The 4,443-nt window shown below is 73.6% G+C and carries 3 protein-coding genes; 2 read left to right on the top strand and 1 reads right to left on the bottom strand.

Annotation, left to right across the window (positions count from 1 at the left end; genetic code table 11):
* Positions 1-148: 148 nt before the first annotated feature.
* Together ACFW1I_RS13845 and ACFW1I_RS13840 are read left to right on the top strand one after the other, a co-directional pair.
* Positions 149-1,177: a hypothetical protein gene (locus ACFW1I_RS13845; RefSeq protein ID WP_384669517.1), complete on the top strand. Its 1,029-nt coding sequence runs from the start codon at positions 149-151 to the stop codon at positions 1,175-1,177.
* Positions 1,178-1,274: 97 nt separating this feature from the next.
* Positions 1,275-3,701 (top strand): UvrD-helicase domain-containing protein, encoded by a 2,427-nt coding sequence (locus ACFW1I_RS13840; RefSeq protein ID WP_384669620.1) that lies wholly within the window; start codon positions 1,275-1,277, stop codon positions 3,699-3,701.
* A 351-nt stretch (positions 3,702-4,052) separates the two neighbouring features.
* On the opposite strand, the gene ACFW1I_RS13835 is transcribed toward ACFW1I_RS13840, so the two are convergent.
* The gene (locus ACFW1I_RS13835; RefSeq protein ID WP_384669515.1) at positions 4,053-4,325 is read right to left on the bottom strand and encodes a hypothetical protein; all 273 of its coding nucleotides are present in this window, start codon (positions 4,323-4,325) and stop codon (positions 4,053-4,055) included.
* Between the last annotated feature and the right edge of the window lie 118 nt (positions 4,326-4,443).

Raw genomic sequence — 4,443 nt, 5'->3', positions numbered from 1 at the left:
GGCGGGGGGGCGCGCGCGGGCCGGGCGCGGCCCCCCCCCCCCCCCCCGGGACCGAGGGTGTCGCGGGGGTCACCGGGCGCGGTCCGGCGCTCAACGGCCAAGAAATGGCGTTGTGTTGATTGTCAGTCGTGCGGCGTAACGTGGCGGTATGGCGCACAGTGTGTTCCACCGCGAGCTCGGCTTCGTCGATCTGTCCGAGCTGGATCTCACCGTCCCCGACGATTCGAGGCTCTGGCGGTCGCTCTACGGGAGGACCGTCAAGGGCGTTCTGGAGTGTGCGGAGTGCCGGGAGGCCGACCCCGGTTGTCCGCAGTTCATGTTCCTGCGGCTGTGGAAGGGGCGACCCTTTGCCGTGCACTCCTCCCCTGGCCGGCGGCACGCCACGGCGGCGGAGAGGGCGGGGCTCGGCGCCGCGCTGGGGGGCGAGCTCGGCTGTACCGATGATCCGAGTTCGCCCCTCATCGAGCGGACCCCGTGGGCGCGCATCGACCGGCTGCCGCTGGAGGCGTACTCCGGCGGCAACGCGCTCCTGGTCCGTGGAGGTGTCAAGAAGCTGGGGCCGGCCCGGTGCGACGCGCACAGTCCGGTGCCGTGTCCTGACCGGGGGCACGGGCGCTGCACCCGCTGGCACGGCACGTGGACGCCGGCTCTCGGCATGCGTCTGGACCGGCTCATCGGGGCCACCGCGGCCGGCGACTACGTGCCGCTGTACGTGCCTGGGCGCCGGTCGCGTGCGGCGCACATGTGGGTCTCCGGCGACGACCACGACCGGTACCGCGACGCCACCACCGACGAGCCGGCCGAGCCCGCACCCGGTCACGTCGACGACGATCCCGCGGAACCCGAGCGGCTTCCCTCAGGCCGGTCCTGCGCCCATCAGGACCGCCGCCAAGGGCAGGAACGGCATGGCGACGCCGTCCGCGACACCGGTGCCCTGATCCCTGCGGGCATCGCCCTGGCCGACCCGCGTACGACGCCTCACCCTCAGATTCCTCCGCAGCCCGGCCCTCGGGACCGGGGCGGCGTGCGGCAGGCGCCCGTCTCCGTCGGCCCTCCGGACTGTCCCACCGGCCTCGTCGGCCCGTGTGCCGTCTGCCGGAGGCCCACCCATCGCTACGGCCTCGGCGGGAGCCCGCTGTGTCCCGTATGCCGTCTCGATCGCAACACATCGGTATAACCTCCCGAAGATCCACGCCTGGAGGATGCCTCCGGGGCTGCGTGCGGGCATGGTGGAAATCGCTGGGGCGGGTCGGAGAGGGGTGTCGGGGTTGGGTGTGAAGGCGACGGCCGAGCAGGGGGCGGCGCGGGACGCGTTCGCCGCGGGGGCGGATCTGGCCTTGGTGGCCGGCGCGGGGACGGGCAAGACGTCGACGCTGGTGCTGATGGGCGCGGCGACCCGGCGGCGCGGTCTGTACGTGGCGTTCAACAAGCCGATCGCGGAGGAGGCGAAGGGGCGGTTCGGGGCGAACGTGCGGTGCAGCACGTCGCATTCGCTCGCCTACCGCGCGGTCGGCCGGTTGTTCCAGGACCGGCTGAGGGCCACGCAGCACATGCCGTTGAAGCGGACGGCGCAGTTATTGGGGTTGAGTCGGGATCTGGCGGTGGGCAAGCGGCGGCTCCGGGCGACGACACAGGCGCGGCTGGTGATGGAGATGGTCCAGCGGTTCTGCTGGAGCACCGACGAGCAGGTCGCGGCCCGGCATCTGGGCCGGGTGAACGGACTGGACGAGGCCGGGGTCCAGTATGTGGCCGACGTGTTGCTGCGCCGGGCGCGGTGGGCGTGGGAGGACATCTGCTCGCCCAACGGGGTGCTGCCGTTCAAGCACGATCACTATCTGAAGATGTGGGCGTTGACACGGCCTCGGCTGCCGGCGGATTTCGTGCTGCTGGACGAGGCGCAGGACACCAATCCGGTCCTGGAGGAGATCTTCCTCGCGCAGGATGCGCAGCGGGTGTGCGTCGGGGATCCCGCGCAGCAGATCTACGACTGGCGGCACGCCAAGGACATCATGAGTGCGTTCCCGGGCCGTCGCCTGGAGCTGACGCAGTCGTTCCGGTTCGGGCCGGCCATCGCGCAGGTGGCGAACCGGTGGCTGCGGGCGGCCGACTCGACGATGCAGCTGACCGGTCATGCCACGGGCGAGTCGCGGCTGGGCCGGATCGAGGTGCCGGACGCGGTGTTGTGCCGCGGGAACGCGGACGCGCTCGCCGAGGTGCTGCGGTTCCTCGACGCCGGTGTGCCGGTGGCACTGGCCGGGGGCGGGACGCCGCTGCTGAAGATCGCCGAGGCCGCGGTCGACCTGAAGGCGGGCCGGCGGACGGCGCACCACGAGCTGTGCCTGTTCTCCTCCTGGGGCGAGGTGCAGGAGTACGCCTCGCAGGACTCGGCGGCCGCCGAGCTGAAGGCGATCGTCGAACTCGTCGACACCTACGGCCCCCAGCAGATCATCGCCGCGGTCGGCCGGATGGTGGAGGAGGACCGGGCCCGGGTCGTGGTGTCCACCGTGCACAAGTCCAAGGGCCGCGAATGGGAGCGCGTCCGCATCGGCGAGGGCTTCGCCCCGCCGGACGAGCCAGGTGCGGCCCGCGCCCTGCACGCAGCCGAAGCACGCCTCGCCTACGTCGCGGTGACCCGGGCACGGCGTCTGCTGGACACCACCGGCCTCGAAGGAGCCGAGGCCCAGCTGCGGCGCCCGGACCGCGGGAGGGCCGATCACACCCCTGAGGGCCTACCGCTGGCGGCTCTGCCGCTGACCGGACAGCTGGCCTACGTCCGCTCTCCGATGTCGCTGTTCCTGAGCCGGCACCTCCCCCACCCCGAGCAGCTGGTCGGCACGTACCACCGACGGCTACGCGACCTGCCGCACCCGGTGCAGCCGATGGACGAACGGCGGCCCGACTGGGCGGCGCTCGGTCACACCGTCGACTACCGCCTGCGTCTCAGCCTCGGCGGCGGCCTCGGGGATGCCGTCACCCACGGAGTGGGGCTCGTCGGCAGCCGTCTCCCGCTCGACGGCGCGCCGTCGGCGCCGGTCCGATCCGTGCTGCAGGCGGCTGGAGAGCGGCTGCTGGCGCGCGTGGAGGCACACCGGGACGGCAGCGCCCCGCTGGGCGCGGACGGCCTGACCCGGTTGTGTCACGTGGCGGGCCACTTCGAGGCCGTCTACCGCAACGGCGTCTTCCCGCGGCGGCGCAACCTGCTCGCCCAGGCGGACGCCTCCACCACCCTCGACGATCTGACCGCGGCCGTGCCGGCCTACGTGCTGGAGGACATCGCGGAGCAGATGCAGCTCGCCGAAGAGCCCTTCGCGCCGTTGCGCCGGCTGCCCGCGGCACAGAAGGTGTGCGGGCCGGTGTTCGCCGGCAGTACGGATCTCGGCGGCGCGGACGCCGACTTCATCACCGGCGGGCTCCTCCTCGACTGCAAGGCCACCGTCCGCCCCCACCAGATCGGCACCACCGAGGTGCAGCAGCTCGCCGGCTACCTGCTCCTGGACTACGACGACGCCTACGGGATCGACCGGGTCGGGTTCTACCTGTCCCGGCAGGGCGGCCTGGTCACGTGGACCGTTCCGGAATTCCTCCGCGCCCTGGGCGCCCGCGCGCCGCTGCCGGTGCTGCGGGCCGGGCTGCGCGACCACCTGCGACAGTCGCGCGCCCACTCGGCCGCAGGCGTGGTCCGTGTGCCAGGACGGCGGTGACGCCGGTCCGCGGGGACCTCACGCGCGCGGTGCTCGACCCGTCGGCCGTACGACCTGTGCCGCGGGGTGTAGGTGCCGTCGAGGACGTGCTTCAGGTAGCGGCCCGCGTTGCCCGGGTTCTCCTCCTCGTCGGCTGCGGCGGCTGCGACGGCTGCGACGGCGGGGCGGGCGCGGCGGCCGGGCGGGGCCGAGGATCAGGAGGCCCTGGGCGCCCCAGTACCGGACGACCTCGTTCTCGTCCCGCAGGGCCGTCGCGTACTCCGGGGCGTGGCGCGGGTCGCAGGTGATCGCCCGGCCCGCCGGGCGCAGGATCCTGGGCAGCGGGTAGGCGCCGGGGCGGCGGCTTGCCTCTCAGCCTTCCAGCGGGCTTCCCTCGGGGATGAAGCCGTCGTCGTTGACGTCGAGGATGTGGGCGTCGAGGGCCCTGCCGAGCCGGTGCAGGACGGCGGTGTGGCGCGGGTCGCCGGCGAGGTTGTGGGCTCCTGGGAGTTCCCTGGGTGCCTCTGGCCGCAGCCCGATCTCTTTGGGAGCAGGCCCACCTGGAAGAGCATGGTCAGGGCCGGTGGTCGGCGGCCCGTGGCGCGGTGCGGAGGCGCCCGGCCGTCCGGCCGCCGTCGCGGGCACGCTGCGCTGGAACGAGTTCGGACGGGGGGGGGGGCGGGGGGGCGGCGGAGGCGGCAAGCGCCGCAGCAACGCCCCACCACCCGCCCCCCCGCCCCCCGGGGGGGGGTTTTGGCCCCCC

This window comes from Streptomyces sp. NPDC058955 (genome assembly GCF_042741435.1).
Taxonomy (GTDB): domain Bacteria; phylum Actinomycetota; class Actinomycetes; order Streptomycetales; family Streptomycetaceae; genus Streptomyces.
Note: the sequence above shows the minus strand (reverse complement) of the source record. Positions and strands in the feature narration are given on the sequence as shown.